A 237-nucleotide genomic window follows, 5' to 3' on the forward strand; every position below is an offset into this window, starting at 1 on the left:
GCTACAGGGACGTATAGTTGAAACCACTCTTAATCGTGCCACCTCTTATATAACAATAAGGCTCAGCTATTCGAGTGTTATAGCTTGGTATAAACTGCTTTGAATAGATTGGTCAAAAGTCAGAAAGCAAAAAACCTGCTGCATTGCTGCAACGGGTTTCTTTAATTAGGCGAAGTAAGACCGAAGCACAGCTTCGCAGCTTACTGAGGTGAGGTCATGGACGACCGAGGTAACCAG

Origin of the sequence: Pseudoalteromonas sp. T1lg48, from assembly GCF_002964785.1 — a bacterium.
Taxonomy (GTDB): Bacteria; Pseudomonadota; Gammaproteobacteria; order Enterobacterales; family Alteromonadaceae; genus Pseudoalteromonas.